Below are 13,991 nucleotides of genomic sequence, written 5' to 3'. Positions count from 1 at the left end.
GCCAACTCAACGCGCGGTGCCCCGACGAGGACCGTGGCGCAGCTTACCGCATCGTCGCGATTCGATGTCGTCTGTCCCCGGAAAAAGTATTTTGCCTCGGTGTAACAAATCTTGGGCCGGACCTTGTGCATCCTCGCTTATCGGCCGCTGACCAGGCGTGGCCCAAAACGCCCCCTCATTGGCAAGCCGCAGCACCATGCGCGCATTTCTCCCGCTGCCCCGCTTAACTAGACTGGTGTTCAACGAATGCGCCTGGGCGGATAACCCGGACGTACCGGGTAGCCGGCATTATCGCCGTCACTCCACGTGTCGTGGTCGATGTTGGACCGCGCAACGACCAAGGCAAAATGATCATGTTGAAGGAACGTCAGACCTCTTTCCTCTTTGGGGGCAACGCCCCTTACGTTGAAGAGCAATACGAAGCTTACCTGGCCGACCCGGATGCGGTCACCAGCGAATGGCGCGCGTGGTTCGACGCGCTGCGCGAAACCCCCGCTATCGATGGCAGCGATCGCGACGACGAGCTGCACGCGCCCGTCATTTCGAGCTTTGTCGAGTTTGCGAAGCGGCCGCCGCGCGCGATTGTCCAGGCCGATAACAAGCTCGCCAATGACTCCGGCCTGGGCCTTGCGCGCAAGCAGGTCGCGGTACAGTCGCTGATCGCCGCGTACCGCATGATCGGCACGCGCGCGGCCGATCTCGATCCGCTGGCATGGACGCCGCCACGCGCCTACGCTGAGTTGACTCCCGCTTACTATGGCCTGACGGCCGCGGACATGTCGACGACATTCAGCACCGCCGACACGTTCCTGTTCGACGACGACGCCACGTTGCAAGACCTCGTTACAGCGCTTGAGCAAACCTACACGGGCACGCTCGGTGCCGAATTCATGCATCTCAGCGATGCGGAGCAACGGCGCTGGTGGCAGATGCAGCTCGAATCCACGCGAGCCAGGCCATCGCTGCAGGCCGCGGAGAAACGCAGACTGCTGGAACGCCTGACTGCGGCAGAAGGCCTCGAAAAGTACCTTCACGCGCGCTATACCGGACAACCGCGCTTCTCGCTCGAAGGTGGCGAGTCGTTGATCGCGCTGCTCGACGAAGTCGTTCAGTACAGTGCCTCGAAAAAGGTGCGCTCAGTGGTGATGGGCATGGCGCACCGCGGACGCCTGAATGTGCTCGTGAATATCGTAGGCAAACCGCTGCGCGCGCTGTTCGATGAGTTCGACGACAAGGATCCCGAAAGACTTCTTGAGGGCCGGTTGACGTGACGCTCGCTTTCAATCCGTCGCATCTGGAAATCGTGAACCCCGTTGTGCAAGGCATGGCGCGCGCAAAGGGCGAAATCCTCGGCAGCGCGGACGGTGTCGAGGTTCTGCCGGTCGAAATTCACGGCGACGCGGCGATGTCCGGCCAGGGCGTCGTGATGGAAACCTTGAGCCTGTCCTATACGCGCGGACACGGCACGGGCGGCACCGTTCATATCGTCGTGAACAATCAGATCGGCTTTACGACTTCCGATCCGCGCGACACGCGTTCGTCGTTCTACACCACGGACATCGCCAAGATGATCGAGGCGCCCGTCCTGCATGTGAATGGCGACGACCCCGAAGCGGTCGCGATGGCGGTGCGCCTGGCGCTCGACTATCGCACGGCGTTCAAACGCAGCGTGGTCATCGATCTCGTGTGCTACCGCCGATACGGGCACCAGGAACAGGACACACCGGGCATCACGCAACCGCTGATGTATCGCGCGATCGCCAATCATCCCGGCGTGAGAACGCTGTACGCCCAGAAGCTGATTCAACAAGGCGTGCTGACAGCCGAAGAAGCCGAGCGCTACCTCAGCGCGCGTCGCGACCTTCTCAAGCACGCGAATGAAACCGACGGGTCAGATGCTTCCGCTGCGCAGGAGGAAGCGGGCGAGCGTGCCATGCCGACCGAAGCGGCAACCCCGGTTTCCCACGCGGCTCCCTCGGCCGAAACGCTGCGCGCTCTCGCGCAGCGGATTTCGACCGTGCCGGAAGGCCTTTCGCTTCATCCGCTCGTCAAGAAGATGATGAACGGCCGCCAGGAAATGGCCACCGGAAAAAGGCCGCTCGATTGGGGTATGGGCGAGCATCTGGCCTTCGCTTCGCTGCTCGGCGCTGGAGTCGGCGTTCGGCTGAGCGGGCAGGATAGCGCGCGTGGGACCTTCAATCATCGTCACGCCGTGTTGCACGATCAAACGCGGATCAACCGCCCGGACGGCGTTTATATTCCACTCGATCACATCGGTGAAACGGGTAGCCACGCGCAAGGCCGGTTTAGCGTGACGAATTCCATTCTCTCCGAAGCGGCAGTGCTCGCATTCGAATACGGCTACACCACGGCGAACCGCGACGCATTAGTGATCTGGGAAGCGCAATTCGGCGACTTCGCAAACGGCGCGCAGGTGGTGATCGATCAGTTCATCGCTGCGGGCGCTGCGAAGTGGGGGCAACGCAGCGGCCTCACGCTCTTGCTCCCTCACGGGCAGGAAGGCGCGGGACCCGAGCACGCATCGGCGAGACTGGAACGCTATTTGCAACTGAGCGCGCAGGACAACATGCGCGTCGCCCAGCCGACTACGCCCGCCCAGTTCTTCCATTTGCTGCGCAGGCAGGCGCTCACCGCCGAGCGTCGCCCGCTCATCGTCATGACGCCCAAGTCGCTGTTGCGGCATCCTGAAGCGGTCAGCACGTTCGAGGCGTTGAGCGAGGGCGAATTCCGCGAAGTGCTGCCAGACACGCAGATCGAAGCGACGCGGGCTTCCAGCGTCGAGCGCGTCATCGTGGCCACGGGCAAGGTGTACTACGAGTTGCTCGAGTATCGCCGCACGCACGCGTCCGACACGCCGATCATCCGCGTCGAGCAGCTTTATCCGTTCCCCGCGAAGCAACTGGCCGCCGAACTCGCGCGCTATTCCAACCTCAATACCGTGGTCTGGTGCCAGGAGGAATCGCGCAACCAGGGTGCATGGAGTTTTGTCGAGCCGCAGTTGCGTGAGCTTCTGCCTGCGCGCGCAACGCTGCGCTACGCCGGTCCCGACGCCGGAGCATCGACCGCGCCGGGCTACCACTCGGCACATGTGGAAAGGCAATCCGCGCTGGTCGAACAGGCGTTCGCGGGGTAACGGCGCATGCGTGTCGCGATGATGCTCTACGCCGGTTTTCGACTGCTCGAGGTGAGCGGCCCGATGGATGTGTTTCATGAAGCGAATCGCCTGTACGGCAGACCGTTTTATGAACCGCACCTCGTCGGGACCTTGCCCGGGCCCGTCGTGTCTTCCAACGGCACGGCGGTGGGCACGACGGAATGTCTGTTCGAAACGCGCACGCCATTCGACGTCGTCGTGGTACCTGGGTCACCTGGTGTGAGTCCGGCACGCGAGCATCGCGAACTCGTAGCGTGGCTCAGCGACGCCGGGCCCGCTACGCGCAGGCTGGCCTGCATTTCCAACGGCGCGTTTCTGCTGGCGCGTGCGGGCCTGGCCAACCGCCGCTGGCTGACCACGCACTGGCGCGATGCTCACCGCCTCGCAGCCGACTATCCGCTCGTGCACGTCATGTCCAATCCTGGCTGTCTCAAGGACGGCAACCTCTATTCGTCGGGCGGCGCGAGTGCCGGTATTCCCTTGGCCCTCTCTATCGTGCGGGAAGACCTGGGAGAGCATGCGGTGGGCACAATCGCCAGAACGTTGTTGATGCAACCGCATTGATGAATGGGGAATGCGCAGGGAACGCCATGATAGACGCGAATCTGATTCACAAGGCACTCGCCAATCCACTCCGGCGCGACATCCTCGCGTGGCTGAAGGTCCCGGCCGATGCCTTTCCCGAGGCCTACATCGATCTGGGTCGCGGCGTGCCCGCGCACGCTATCCAGGCGCGCAGCGGGCTCTCGCAGTCCACTGTGTCGGCACACCTTGCCGTCCTCGTCGATGCGGGGCTTCTCATTTCCACGCGCATCGGACAATGGATGTTTCTGTCACGCAATGAAGCCGTGATACGGACCTTTGCCGAGCAGATTCGCCTGCATTTATAGGAGCGCGCGGCCGATCTATCCGTGGAAAACACCTGATGGACAAGCTGGACATGATGCGGATAGTTGTCCGCATTGCGGAAGAAGGAAGCTTTACCGGCGCGGCCTCGCGCCTGAGCATTCAGATCGCCAACACGTTGCGGGCCGTCACGCAAGGCGTGCCGCGCACGGTGCAGGACCTCGAGGCTCACACGTGCCTGCAGTTTCTCACTTCTTTTTTTCGTACGCCTCGCGCAAGCACCTTGACGCCAAGATCAAGACGTTCATGGATTACCTGCGCGAGGGGGTGCCCAACGCGCTTGCCGCAGATGCGCACGCGCTGAGCCGGGCCGCCAGAAAGCCCTAGCCCGCGTTGCCCTTGTGATCGCGCGCCGCCACATGTTGCGGCAAGGGTTGCGCAGCGGTCGCGGCCGAGGCCATTTCGTTCTGCTTGATGATCTTTTCGATCTCGCCGTTGGCTTGCGCATCGTACTGCGCGAAGACATCGGTGCGATAGCGCGTATTTTGTGCCGCGCCGAGCCGCGAACCGGAGTCGTCGCGCGTGTCGGCATCCACTGTCATCGAAAGACCGATGCGCAACGGACGCGCCGCGAGTTCGCGCGGATCGAGCGCGATGCGCACCGGCAGACGCTGAACGATCTTGATCCAGTTGCCCGTGGCGTTCTGCGCCGGCAGCGTCGCGAATGCGCTACCCGTGCCGGCCGAAAACCCTTCGATACGGCCGTGATACTTCACGCCTGAACCGTACACATCCGCGATGAGCGTCACCGGCTGACCGATGCGCATGTGCTTGAGCTGCACTTCCTTGAAGTTCGCGTCCACCCACACGTCGTTGAGCGGCACGATCGCCATGAGCGGCGTACCGGGCGACACGCGCTCGCCAACCTGCACCTGACGCTGCGCCACATAGCCCGTCACCGGCGCCGGCAACGTATCGCGCGCATAGGCAAGCCACGCGGCACGCACCTTCGAAGCGGCCGCCAGCACGTCCGGATGCTGTTCGACCGACGTGCGATCGGTCAGCGCATGATTGGCCGCGCCTTGCTGGCGTGCGGCGTCGAGTGCGGCCTGCGCGGCCTGCACCGCGTCGCGGGCGTGGGCGATATCCTCGGCGGAAACCGCGCCCGAGTCCGCGACGGCCACGCGCCGGCGCAGATCGTCATTGGCGCGCGCCAGGTCCGATTCGCGTTGCGCCACGTTGGCCGCGTAGAAGTCGTTGTTGACATAGAGGCCGCTCACGCGGCGCACGGTCTGGCCGAGCGACGCTTCGGCATCGGCCAGCGCGATTCTCGCGTCCGCCGGGTCCAGCGTCACGACGGGGTCGCCCTCCTTCACGATCTGCGTGTCGTCGGCATTGACGGCCACTACCGTCCCCGTGATCTGCGGCGTGAGCTGCACGAGATTGCCGTTCACATAGGCGTCGTCGGTCGATTCGTGAAAGCGGCCTTCCGTGACGTAGTACGCGCCATACGCCGCGCCCGCAATCATGGTGACGGCGCCGAGCAGCGCGATCAGACGCTTGCGGCGTCCCGGAGGCGCAGGCTCTTTGTCGTCGTGCGCCGGGGCCGCTTGCGCGCCGCCTTTCTTGTCGTCGCGTTGATCCACCGGCTCGCGGTCGGTCGTGATCGTTTCGCTCATTTCAGTTCTCCTGACGGGTTTGCAAACATGCCGTTCAACGTGCGGCGGCAATAACGGAATTGGCTTGGGTAGCGGCTTGGGGATTAGCTTGAGCGGCAACGTCCGCGCCGTGGCCCGTATCGGCGGAGGCATCGACATAGCCGCCACCCAGATCCGAAGCCAGCGCGATCTGCTCGTCGCGGCGATCCATCTTCAGGTTGGCGATGGCTTCGTCGGCGTTCAGCGCCGTGACGTCGGCATTGAGCACGGTGAGCTGATTGGTCAGGCCGCCCTTGTATTGGGTGATCGCGAGCTGGTCGGCGTCGCGCGCGGCTTGCTGCGCGGTTTGTGCGTCGACCAGTTGCGCGTCGTTCGAGCGGATCTGCGCGAGCTGCGTGGCAACGCCGCTGAGCGCACCAATGAGCGTCTGGTCGTACGCGGCCACCGCGTAGTCGAACTCGGCGTAGCGGCCCTTCAACTGCGCACGCAATTCGCCACCGTCGAAGATCGGCAGATGGATCGCTGGCCCAACCGAGGCCGTGCGGCTTGCGGCCGTCAGGAAGCGGCCGAAACCGAATGCGTCGAGACCCAGCGCGGCGCTCAGGTTGATGTCGGGATAGAACTCGGCCTTCGCTTCCTTCACCTCGTGCGTGATCGCGTCCACGCGCCAGCGCGCCGCGACGATATCGGGGCGGCGGCTCACGAGGTCGGCGGGCAGGTTGTCCGGCAACCGCACTTCGTCGCCCACGCCAAGCGTTGGCCGCGTGATCGAAAGTCCGCGGTCGGGGCCCTTGCCCAGCAGCGCGGCCAGTTCGTAGCGCGTGGTCAGAATGCTGCCGTCGAGCGCGCTCACGCGCGAGCGGCTCGTCGCCAGGTTTGCCTGCGCGGTCTTGCGTTCGACCTGCGTGTCGAGGCCTGTAGCAATGCGGCCCGCCGTGATGCTGTCGATATGCTCGCGACGCGAGACCTCTTCCTGCGCAATATCGCGCAACGCGTAGAGCCGCGCCAGTTGGTTGTAGGTGCGCGCGATCGAGGTATCCAGCGTGAGCTTGACCATTTCCTCGTCGGCCTCGCTCGCAGCGGTCTGCGAAACGGCGGCGCGCAGCGCCTCGCGGTTCTTGCCCCACAGGTCGAGATCGTAGGAGGCCGTGAGCAGGCCCTTGTTTTCGGTCTGCCACGAGCCGGCGTACGGCGGCGGAATCAGCGCCGTACTGCTGAACTGCTGGCGCGTGAGCGTGTAGCTGGCGTCGACGCGCGGCAGCGTGTTCGCCTTCGCGGTTTCGCTATAGGCCTGTGCCTGCGCCACGCGCGCCTTGGCCTGCTCGATCGTCGGGCTGCCCTGCAGCGCTTCGGCGATCAGTGCCTTCAGTTGCGCGTCGCCGAACTGGTCGACCCAGTCGGCGCTCGGCCAGCGGCCCTGCTCTTGCGGCAGGCTCTGCGCCGTCTCGAATTGTTGCGGCTTGGCCATCTGCGCATCGCTGTGGATGCCCGCATAGTTTGCGCACGCCGCCAGCGCGGCCAGTGCGATTGCCGATACACCCAGCTTCAGCGTACGGGCACCAGTGCTTGATTCAGAAGTCTGCGGTTTCATTTTCTGACAAATCAGATTAATGGTCGAAAAAAAGCGCGGCCCCACGGCCGCACCGTTCAGTCGTCGGTGAACTTGCGAAGCAGCCGGTTCAACTCGACAAACTCCGCCTTCGTGAATTTGCGCAGGCGCGCGTTCAGCACGTGCGGCGCGATTTCCGGAATTTGCGCCGCCGTTTCCTGCCCCTTTGCCGTGAGGTGAAGATTGACCACGCGGCGGTCGTCTGCGTCGCGCGAGCGTTCCAGCAGACCCTTTGTTTCCAGCTTGTCCAGCATGCGCGTCATGAGGCCCGTGTCGATGCCGAGCAGCTTCGACAGTTCGAACGGCGTGGTCGCCACACCCTGCTTCAGCGAAAGCAGAATACCCATTTGCTGGCCCGTGATATCGAGGTCCTTGAGCGCCGCGTCCATTTCCGCGACGACCAGATTGCGTGCCTTGACGATCCTGAAGCCGACACTTTCCGTGAGCATGAAATTTCTCGTGGTGTAGTGGTCCATCGCGACATCCTCCGTGTTGAATCGAACAATATCTGCATTATCAGATACTGTCAAGAAAAAACACGTGAGACGGGTTTGCCCTTTGAACCGGATTCAACTGCAGTATTCAGTGTCCGCCAGCCGCTGCCGCGCCTGCGCCACCGCCCTTGACCGGCCTCGTCACCCAGATCAGCGGAATGATGACGATGAAGATCACCGCCGATATCCAGAAGATGTCGTTTAACCCCAGCATGGTGGCCTGCGCGTTGAGCGAACTCTCGTAGAAGGCCGTGGCCTTGGGAACGCCGCCACCCAGCGTCGCGTGCAGGTGCGCAATCGCGCTGGTGAACATGGGATTGTCCACGCTCGTTTGCTCGGCGAGCCTTGCGTGATGCAGGATCGTGCGGTCGTTCCAGGCGTTGCTCATGAGCGACGTGCCCACGGCGCCGGCGAAAATGCGCGCGAAGTTGGACAGGCCCGCGGCCGCCGGAATCTCGTCGGGCTTCAGCCCCGAGAGGATGATGCCGGTGAGCGGCGTAAAGAACAGCGCCGTTGGGATGCCTTGCAGCAGCGTCGGCAGGATCAGTGTCCAGGCATCGACGCCTGTAATGTAGTTCGAGCGCATGAAGAACACGGCGGCGAAGCCAACAAACGCCAGCGTGGCAAGCACCCGCAGGTCGGAGCGCGGCATGACCTTGCCCATCACGGGGGCGAGTATCACGGCGAAAATCCCTAGCGGCGCGGTGACGAGCCCCGCATCCACCGCGCGGTAGCCGAGAAAGCCCTGGATCCACTGCGGCAGGATCACGAGGTTTGCAAAGAAGATGGCATACGCGACCGAGATCGCAATCGTGCCGCCGAGGAAGTTGCGTTTGGCGAACAGCCGCAAGTTGACGATCGGTTTTTCCTCAGTCAATTCCCAGATCAGGAAGAACACGAAGCTGACCGCGGCGACGATGGTGAGCGCCCAGATCACCGGCGAGCTGAACCAGTCGAGATCCTTGCCCTTGTCGAGCATGATCTGCAACGGCGCCACCCAGGCAATGAGCGAGATCAGCCCGACCTTGTCGATCGGCAGTTTGCGTGCCGGCGTCTCGCGGTCGCGGTAGATCGCCCACACCACGCCGGCGGCGAAGAGGCCGACGGGCACGTTGATATAAAAGATCCATGACCAACTGTAGCTGTCGGTGATCCAGCCGCCGAGCGCCGGGCCCGCGATCGGTCCCACGGTTGCCGTCATCGCCCACAGCGCCAGCGCGTTCGAACTCTTTTCCTTCGGAAACGAAGCGAGCAGCAAGGCCTGCGAGAGCGGCACCAGCGGCCCCGCCACCGCACCCTGAACGATACGGGCCACGAGCAGCGTGAGCAGGTTCGGTGCCAGGCCGCAGGCCGCCGACGAGAGCACGAACAGCAGGATCGCCCAGACAAACAGCTTAACCTGGCCCACGCGCTGCGTAAGCCAACCGGTCAACGGAATGGACACCGCATTGGCCGCGGCAAAGAGCGTGATGACCCACGTGCCTTCGTCGATCGACACGCCAAGGTTGCCGGAGAGCGTGGGAATCGCAACGTTTGCGATCGACGAATCCAGCACGTTCATAAAGGTGGCGAGCGCCACGGCGAAGGTGCCAAGTGCGAACTTCATGCCTGTCAGCTGGGCGGGCCCGCCTGGGCTGGTCGATGGATTCATGTTACGTTCTCTCGTCTGGAAGCGAATGTCCCGTCAAGCACGGGCCGTTATCTGACTTGTCTGATAATTGAACAAAAAAATGCCGTCTTAGCCATGCAGCAATCGGGAAAGCAGTGTGCTCAAGGCGTCGAAGTCGGACTTCGAGAAGTGCGCAAGCCGCTCGCTCCACGCGCCCGGGGCAACGTCGGTGTTGCGGGCCGCGACCGAGCGGCCCTCCCGCGTCAACGAAACGTCGACGAGGCGCCGGTCCGTGCCATTGCGCGAGCGCTCCACGAGTCCGCTGGCTTCGAGCTTGTCCAGCACGCGGGTCATCCGGGCGGGGTGCACGCCGAGCCACTTCGCCAGTGCCGCCGGCGTTGTTGCGCTCCCGCAGGCGAGTGTCAGCAGAATGCCGCGCTCCTGCAGATTCAGCCCGGCGTCCTTGAGGCCTGCCCTGAGTTCAGTGGCCATGCGGTGATGCGCCTGACCCAGCACGAACACCAGCTTCTGCGTCCGCTCGAAATCTTCATTGACGGGATCGTTCATCGATTGCCCTCCTCGATATCTGATGCGGAATATATCTGACATTGCAGATGTGTGCAAGCAGGTTTCCGGAGGCGCGCGACGAGTTTAGCGCCTCGACCCGCCGCGCAATCGCCCTGCCTGCGCGACGCGATACATCGTGTAAAAACTGATGTGAACGGCAAGCGATTATCCACGCCGTGCTTCGCCGCTATATTGTTTCGGCAGAGATTTGCCCCGGATCGTCACACTCTTTTCTCAGGAGAATCGAAGCATGACTGACAAACCGCTTACACTGGGCATCGATCATGTCGGCCTGACCGTCCGCGATCTGAACCTCACGCGCGACTTTTTCGTGAATTGCCTGGGCTGGAAACAGGTTGGCGAAAGGCCCAGCTATCCGGCTGCGTTCGTCTCGGACGGGCACGTCATGTTGACCCTCTGGCAAGTCAACGACCCTAGTCGCATGATCGAATTCGACCGCAAGACTCACGTGGGCCTCCATCATCTCGCCTTGCGCGTAGGCAGCGAAGAAGCGCTCAACGATATTTTCGCGCGCGTTTCTGAGTGGCCCGGCGTGAAAATCGAATTTGCGCCGGAAAACCTCGGACCGGGGCCGAAACGTCACACCATGGTGTACGAACCGGGCGGGATCAGGCTCGAATTCGATCACGATCCGCGCACGCAGGCTTCCTGAGTCTCGCATCTGGCGGTCACGCCACGGCCGCTGCTCTCCTCCTGTCCAGATTGACCCGCGCGTGAGCACTCACGTGCGGGGGTCGCTTCTATTTACTACGTTATCCGAAGCTCCTGAAACGTCATTCTCAATGACCCTTTCCTCCGGGCGGCATTGCGCCCAGCTTGTACCCATTTGTTCCTGTGACTCACAACTGTTTGTCCGCCTCCTGTATTCAAAACGGGAGCGCCGGTGCGTAAATTGATCGACATCGGAGCGGCAAGCCCGATCAGATAGAGAGTCCAACTTACTTCGAGGTTCATATGAGTCAAGCCCCCAAAGTCGTCGTGGTTACCGGTGCATCGCAGGGCATCGGCGCCGAAACGGCCAAGGCATTCCGCGCACTCGGCCACAACGTGGTCGCAACGTCGCGCAACATCAAACAGACTGACGATAGCAATCTCGTCGCAGTCGCCGGCGATATCGCGGACCCTGCCACGGCTCGCCGGGTCATCGAAACGGCCGTCTCGCGCTTTGGCCGCGTCGATACGCTCATCAACAACGCGGGCATTTTCATCGCGAAGCCGTTCACGCAATACACCGCGGAAGACTACGCCGCGATCACGGGCATTAACCTCGGCGGTTTCTTCCATATCGCGCAGCTCGCGATTGCGGAGATGGAAAAGCACGAGAGCGGCCACGTCCTCAGCGTCACGACTACCCTCGTCGATCACGCGATCGACGGCGTACCCTCGGTGCTGGCCTCGCTGACGAAGGGCGGTCTCGCCGCCGCTACGCGCTCGCTCGCTATCGAGTACGCGAAGCGCGGCATTCGCGCGAACGCCGTGTCGCCCGGCATCATCAAGTCGCCGATGCACGCGCCCGAAACGCACGCGGCGCTTGGCGCGCTGCACCCAATGGGTCATATGGGCGAGATGAGCGACATTGTGAACGCCATCCTCTATCTCGACTCGGCCCCGTTCGTGACGGGCGAAATCCTGCACGTCGACGGCGGCCAGATCGCCGGGCACTAAGGCGCATCGACACCACCGAGCCAGACTGGAGCGCCGTGCGCCGGCGCTCCTTCCAACGATCATCATCAAGGAAAGCGAAATGCCGATCGTCACCATTCAGGTTACGCGCGAGGGCACCAAGCCCGGCGCCGATTCCGTCACGTCCGACGAAAAGGCCCAGCTCATCAAGGGCGTGAGCCAGCTACTGCTCGACGTGTTGAACAAACCGCTGGAAGCGACCTTCGTCGTCATTGAAGAAGTGCCAACGGAAAACTGGGGATGGGGTGGGCTGCCAACCGACGTCTACCGGCGGCAGAAGGGACTCATCAAGTAACAGCGCGCGGCCTGCTCGAGAGCGGGCTTCGCGCGGCTATGCACCGGTCGCATCGTGGCGCTGTCAATTTCCATCTGAGGCCTCGCATGAACACGGACGACGGACTATGAACGCGGTCGAGCCACAGCGGCGCTTTCGCAAGGCTCTCCCTCGCACGCAGTCCACCGCGCGCGATCGCACTGCGGCACCTCGCGCGGTAAGCGATGCACATCGTGCGTGACGAAACCCTGCTCGCGGCTTGGCACGTCGAACCACTCGCGATGGGAAAACGAATCGCGAATATCTTCCAGACCGCTCTCCCAATGCTCGCGCATGGTGTCGATGATTAATTCGTCATCCTTATAGTACCCTTCATAGGGCTTGTTCTTGTAGATGAGATGCATCACCAGATCCATAGCGCACAATGCCATCCGCATCCAGGTGACTGGCGAATATCTGCTCTCCGTTTTGCAGCGCCACGCCCGGATCGCTCGCAAAACAATAAGGCGAGCCGTCGGTAAGCAGACAGAAGTCGCCCTCCTCCATTTTCACGGGCGTGGTCACGCCTTCGATCCATACCCATCGCGCGCCCTCGATCACGCCGCCAAACTTGACGTGACGATAAGCGGGAAAGCGCGGCGCCCAGGGACCCACCGCCTCAATGCGCGCCGAAAGCACGCTTTTGACCTTCAGCAGGGAAAGCACATCGGAAAGCGGGTCCATTGCGGCGCGAATCTCAGGTTCCGCACTCTGTAATCGCGCTGTACACGAGCGTGCGCAACTGCCGGCGAATCGGGTACGCAGTCGAAGGCAGGAGTTGCGTGAGAAACAGCACGATCATGTCCTCGCGCGGATCGACCCAGAAAAACGTGCTGGCCGCGCCACCCCAGAAGAAGTCGCCAGCGCTACCCGGAATCAGTGTGGATGCGGGTGCAATCGTCGTGGCGAAGCCAAGCCCGAAACCCACGCCTTCGTAGGCCGCTTCGGTGAACATCGAGCGCGAGAGGCGTGGCAGGTCGACACCGCCCGGCAGATGGTTGGCGGTCATCAACTGGACGGTCTTCGGCCCGAGCAAACGCACGCCGTCCAACTCGCCGCCGCGCAGCAGCATACGCGAGAAGCGCATGTAGTCCGCGGCCGTGGAAACCAGGCCGCCGCCGCCCGAAACGAACGAGGGCGGTTCGCGATAAGGGCTCGTCTGCGGATCGTCCTGCAGCGTCGGCCCTCTATCGGACACGACCTTCGAGCCGAGCGCGCCGATGGCATAGCAGGCGCAGAAGCGGGACAGCTTTTCCTGCGGCACGTAAAAGGCCGTATCGACCATGCCGAGGGGGTCGAAGATCCGCGCTTTCAGGAAGTCCTCGAAGGCCATGCCGCTGACCTTGCCGACGAGATAGCCGAGCACGTCCGTCGAAACCGAATAGTTCCACGCTTCACCCGGCGAAAATTCCAGCGGCACCGTGGCCAGCTTTTCGATCATGTCGTCGAGCGTGCCTGCGGTCGCAAGCTCACCCACCTTCAGCTTGCGATACGCCGCATCGACATTGGTGTTTTGCTGGAAACCGTAGGTCAGGCCCGAGGTATGGCGCAACAGGTCGACCACACGCATCGGGCGCGCGCTCGCACGCGTCTGGAAGCTCTCCATGAGACCGCCCGCGTACACGCCAAGTTTTTCCCATGACGGGATGTACTTGCTCACGGGGTCGTCGAGCGCGATCTTGCACGCCTCGACCAGCATCATGATCGCCACCGACGTAATGGGCTTGGTCATCGAGTAGATGCGGAAGATCGAGTCCTCGGCCATGCGCGTCTGCCGCTCGCGGTCCGCGAGACCCAGCACCGAGTTCAGCGCGAGTTCGCCACGCCGCCACACCTGGGTGACGGTGCCGGCGAGCGTGCCCGCGCCGACGTAGTTCTCGTCGAGAAAACGTTCGATCCGCGCGAGCCGCTCACACGACATACCCTGCTTTTCCAGACCTTCCCTACCCATGACGTCTCCTTTACCGGTTTGATCGAGCCAATTCGGAATTGATGGATTCCATGCGATGTGCGCCA

13 protein-coding genes and 2 pseudogenes are annotated in these 13,991 nt (G+C 62.8%); 7 read left to right on the top strand and 8 right to left on the bottom strand.

From position 1 onward, the window contains the following. The first annotated feature begins 347 nt into the window (after positions 1-347). The 4 genes and pseudogenes from FAZ97_RS35150 (at position 348) to FAZ97_RS35910 (ending at position 4,385) form a co-directional block, all read left to right on the top strand. A pseudogene (locus FAZ97_RS35150) lies at positions 348-3,154 on the top strand (2-oxoglutarate dehydrogenase E1 component). 18 nt (positions 3,155-3,172) lie between these two features. Further along, positions 3,173-3,739, top strand: a complete 567-nt coding sequence (locus FAZ97_RS35145; RefSeq protein WP_233271975.1) for a DJ-1/PfpI family protein — start codon at positions 3,173-3,175, stop codon at positions 3,737-3,739. 26 nt (positions 3,740-3,765) lie between these two features. Beyond that, entirely contained in the window at positions 3,766-4,065 is a 300-nt protein-coding gene (locus FAZ97_RS35140) for an ArsR/SmtB family transcription factor (protein WP_158763321.1), read from the top strand. A gap of 35 nt (positions 4,066-4,100) precedes the next feature. Continuing rightward, entirely contained in the window at positions 4,101-4,385 is a 285-nt protein-coding gene (locus tag FAZ97_RS35910; RefSeq protein ID WP_158763320.1) for a hypothetical protein, read from the top strand. A 19-nt stretch (positions 4,386-4,404) separates the two neighbouring features. On the opposite strand, the gene FAZ97_RS35130 is transcribed toward FAZ97_RS35910, so the two are convergent. The 5 genes from FAZ97_RS35130 to FAZ97_RS35110 form a co-directional block, all read right to left on the bottom strand. Continuing rightward, positions 4,405-5,700 (bottom strand): HlyD family efflux transporter periplasmic adaptor subunit, encoded by a 1,296-nt coding sequence (locus tag FAZ97_RS35130; RefSeq protein ID WP_158763319.1) that lies wholly within the window; start codon positions 5,698-5,700, stop codon positions 4,405-4,407. A 34-nt stretch (positions 5,701-5,734) separates the two neighbouring features. Then, positions 5,735-7,270 (bottom strand): efflux transporter outer membrane subunit, encoded by a 1,536-nt coding sequence (locus tag FAZ97_RS35125; protein ID WP_158763318.1) that lies wholly within the window; start codon positions 7,268-7,270, stop codon positions 5,735-5,737. A gap of 56 nt (positions 7,271-7,326) precedes the next feature. Continuing rightward, the gene (locus FAZ97_RS35120; protein WP_158763317.1) at positions 7,327-7,764 is read right to left on the bottom strand and encodes a MarR family winged helix-turn-helix transcriptional regulator; all 438 of its coding nucleotides are present in this window, start codon (positions 7,762-7,764) and stop codon (positions 7,327-7,329) included. Between the two features lie 106 nt (positions 7,765-7,870). Next, complete coding sequence (locus FAZ97_RS35115) at positions 7,871-9,433, bottom strand: DHA2 family efflux MFS transporter permease subunit (protein WP_199272222.1); 1,563 nt, start codon at positions 9,431-9,433, stop codon at positions 7,871-7,873. 87 nt (positions 9,434-9,520) lie between these two features. Beyond that, positions 9,521-9,958: a MarR family winged helix-turn-helix transcriptional regulator gene (locus FAZ97_RS35110; protein WP_158763315.1), complete on the bottom strand. Its 438-nt coding sequence runs from the start codon at positions 9,956-9,958 to the stop codon at positions 9,521-9,523. 250 nt (positions 9,959-10,208) lie between these two features. On the opposite strand from FAZ97_RS35110, the gene FAZ97_RS35105 reads away from it, so the two are divergent. From FAZ97_RS35105 to FAZ97_RS35095, 3 genes are all read left to right on the top strand, one after another. Continuing rightward, on the top strand, positions 10,209-10,631 hold the full coding sequence (locus FAZ97_RS35105) for a VOC family protein (RefSeq protein WP_158763419.1): 423 nt from the start codon (positions 10,209-10,211) through the stop codon (positions 10,629-10,631). A 302-nt stretch (positions 10,632-10,933) separates the two neighbouring features. Next, the gene (locus FAZ97_RS35100; RefSeq protein WP_158763314.1) at positions 10,934-11,644 is read left to right on the top strand and encodes an SDR family NAD(P)-dependent oxidoreductase; all 711 of its coding nucleotides are present in this window, start codon (positions 10,934-10,936) and stop codon (positions 11,642-11,644) included. Positions 11,645-11,723: 79 nt separating this feature from the next. Then, the gene (locus tag FAZ97_RS35095) at positions 11,724-11,957 is read left to right on the top strand and encodes a tautomerase family protein (protein ID WP_158763313.1); all 234 of its coding nucleotides are present in this window, start codon (positions 11,724-11,726) and stop codon (positions 11,955-11,957) included. 104 nt (positions 11,958-12,061) lie between these two features. Here the strand turns inward: FAZ97_RS35095 and FAZ97_RS35090 are convergent. From FAZ97_RS35090 to FAZ97_RS35080, 3 genes and pseudogenes are all read right to left on the bottom strand, one after another. Next, positions 12,062-12,343 (bottom strand): annotated as a pseudogene (locus tag FAZ97_RS35090) (DUF3734 domain-containing protein); the annotation flags it as partial. Beyond that, entirely contained in the window at positions 12,309-12,659 is a 351-nt protein-coding gene (locus tag FAZ97_RS35085; protein WP_158763312.1) for a cupin domain-containing protein, read from the bottom strand. The pseudogene FAZ97_RS35090 and the gene FAZ97_RS35085, both read right to left, overlap by 35 nt. 13 nt (positions 12,660-12,672) lie before the next feature. Further along, positions 12,673-13,926 carry a serine hydrolase domain-containing protein gene (locus FAZ97_RS35080; protein ID WP_158763311.1) on the bottom strand — a complete coding sequence of 418 codons (1,254 nt, stop codon included), beginning with the start codon at positions 13,924-13,926 and terminating at the stop codon, positions 12,673-12,675. Between the last annotated feature and the right edge of the window lie 65 nt (positions 13,927-13,991).

Origin of the sequence: Paraburkholderia acidiphila (genome assembly GCF_009789655.1) — a bacterium.
Lineage (GTDB): Bacteria > Pseudomonadota > Gammaproteobacteria > Burkholderiales > Burkholderiaceae > Paraburkholderia > Paraburkholderia acidiphila.
The sequence above is the reverse complement of the archived record's forward strand: the minus strand, read 5'-3'. Positions and strand labels throughout refer to the sequence as shown.